Annotated in this window: 3 protein-coding genes and 5 tRNA genes; all 8 read right to left on the bottom strand. The window is 43.1% G+C overall.

All coding sequences use genetic code 11. The features are described 5' to 3' along the window. Positions 1–28: 28 nt before the first annotated feature. Positions 29–214 (bottom strand): hypothetical protein, encoded by a 186-nt coding sequence (locus G632_RS0118245; protein ID WP_022770956.1) that lies wholly within the window; start codon positions 212–214, stop codon positions 29–31. Further along, complete coding sequence (locus G632_RS0118250) at positions 214–612, bottom strand: DUF3795 domain-containing protein (protein ID WP_022770957.1); 399 nt, start codon at positions 610–612, stop codon at positions 214–216. Before G632_RS0118250 ends, G632_RS0118245 begins: the two co-directional genes overlap by 1 nt. A 30-nt stretch (positions 613–642) precedes the next feature. Next, positions 643–1116: a GNAT family N-acetyltransferase gene (locus G632_RS0118255; protein ID WP_022770958.1), complete on the bottom strand. Its 474-nt coding sequence runs from the start codon at positions 1114–1116 to the stop codon at positions 643–645. A 109-nt stretch (positions 1117–1225) separates the two neighbouring features. Continuing rightward, positions 1226–1311, bottom strand: a tRNA-Leu gene (locus G632_RS0118260). 61 nt (positions 1312–1372) lie between these two features. Then, positions 1373–1445: transfer RNA gene (locus tag G632_RS0118265), tRNA-Val, on the bottom strand. Positions 1446–1502: 57 nt separating this feature from the next. Then, a tRNA-Ile gene (locus G632_RS0118270) sits at positions 1503–1576 on the bottom strand. A gap of 7 nt (positions 1577–1583) precedes the next feature. After that, a tRNA-Glu gene (locus tag G632_RS0118275) sits at positions 1584–1655 on the bottom strand. Positions 1656–1770: 115 nt separating this feature from the next. Beyond that, positions 1771–1843: transfer RNA gene (locus G632_RS0118280), tRNA-Asn, on the bottom strand. Positions 1844–1864: the final 21 nt, after the last annotated feature.

The following is a 1864-nucleotide window of genomic DNA, read 5'->3' on the forward strand; positions in this document are numbered from 1 at the left end:
GCAAACATATGTTCTCGTATTACAAAATTTAAACATCAGTGCGATTCATCCCACAACCGACTTCATCGGAAGGGGTTTTCTCGCACGTTATTATAATATGCGGTGAAAGAGCTGTTTCAATATTCATGTTGTCAAGAACCTGTTCAAGTTCAGTTATCTGATCCTGCCACTCCGGCAAATGTCCGTTTGAACAAGCTGAAATACCAATTTTCATTATCTTTTCCCTGTTTTTATATAGCTTATCAGTTCCTCTAAATCATCAAAGTCGTCATAGTCTCCCATAATTCCTTCCCGATGATAAACTATACCTGCCTTTTCATTGCGTTCAAGGCAATCCAATAGCTCTTCTACTCCAAACCTTCGTGCATATTCCGCAAATGCCCTTGCTTTAATCTTGTCTGCATATAAGCCTTTGCGACAATTCGCCGGTTTGCATTCATAACATCCATTCAGATTTTTATCAATACCACACCTGCGGACCTCACACCACTCGGCATCTTTACACCAGGATAGCTCCATAAAGCCATCTCTTTTACATCCCTTACAGGTTACATTTTCAGAACACAGGCAACATGCTAATCCGCAACGCGCTATTCCAAGTTCTCTTTTCATCTTCCCTCCCAGGGTTAGTCTAAAAAAATACTATAGTTTCAACCGCATATCCTTATATTTTTGATTTCTTTCTTCAAAGCCAATCTTTTTATAAAGAGAATAACCTTCTTCTGTAGCCTTCAGGTCAATATAACACAGACGATTCTCCTTGGCATATTTTACCAGATCGTTCATTAAGCGTGTGCTGATGCCTTGTCCACGATACTCTTTCTCAGTGAATACGCTCAGCACTTCACCAACTAGTCCATTTTGCATAGATGGATTAGCTGGTTTTTCTATAAGCAAAAGATATGCCGTGGCAACCAGCTGTCCATCAGCTCTTGCTACAAAAGCAATAAGCTCTTTGCCCAGTTTTCTCTCAAAATAACCAGGTAATTGCTCTTCCATGGCATATTTATCAGCTTCGCTGATAGTTCCATAATCATCCATGATATATGCAATTCGAAGCCTGGTCAGTTCTGAAATATCTTTTTTATTTGCAGTATCAAATGTTACATTCATCATATTTTCACCCCTCTATCAATACACCTATTATATCAGACAAAAAGCAGACGGTACATATGTTCGGTATGATCTTCAAAAAAAGAGAAGCATCTCTGCTTCTCTTCTTTACTGCCGGCGACCGGGATCGAACCGGTACGGGTATTACTACCCACGGGATTTTAAGTCCCGGGCGTCTGCCAGTTCCGCCACGCCGGCATTTACCATATTATGCTGTGGTAAAAAATACGCGATATGCAAATATTACATATCGCGTTAGTGGGGCCTACAGGGCTCGAACCTGTGACCCTCTGCTTGTAAGGCAGATGCTCTCCCAGCTGAGCTAAGACCCCTTTTTAATGAATACTGGGTATTACGCGGTTCTTCAATATACTATTAAAAAACCATAGTGGAGCTTCAGGGACTTGAACCCGGGACCGACCGGTTATGAGCCGGTTGCTCTAACCAACTGAGCTAAAGCTCCTGATAAATGACTCCGACGAGAATCGAACTCGTGTTACCGCCGTGAAAGGGCGATGTCTTGACCGCTTGACCACGGAGCCTAGTGCTTAGCGGGCGTCTTGTGACCGCTTAGCAATAGGCCCTGCTGGAGTTCTTAGCGAGGTTCTCTCGAGCTTAGAACTTCAGTTGAGCCTGGCCTTAAGACGACCTCTCGCGCTCCCCCTGTCGGACTCGAACCAACGACACTTCGGTTAACAGCCGAATGCTCTACCGACTGAGCTAAGGAGGATTATAATAAAAAATTTTGTAC

The sequence above is a fragment of the Butyrivibrio sp. NC2007 genome, assembly GCF_000421405.1.
GTDB lineage: Bacteria > Bacillota > Clostridia > Lachnospirales > Lachnospiraceae > Butyrivibrio.

Coding starts and splice junctions, on each gene's coding strand:
- G632_RS0118245 (WP_022770956.1), bottom strand. CDS start 214: ATGAAAATTGGTATTTCAGCTTGTTCAAACGGACATTTGCCGGAGTGG.
- G632_RS0118255 (WP_022770958.1), bottom strand. CDS start 1,116: ATGATGAATGTAACATTTGATACTGCAAATAAAAAAGATATTTCAGAA.
- G632_RS0118250 (WP_022770957.1), bottom strand. CDS start 612: ATGAAAAGAGAACTTGGAATAGCGCGTTGCGGATTAGCATGTTGCCTG.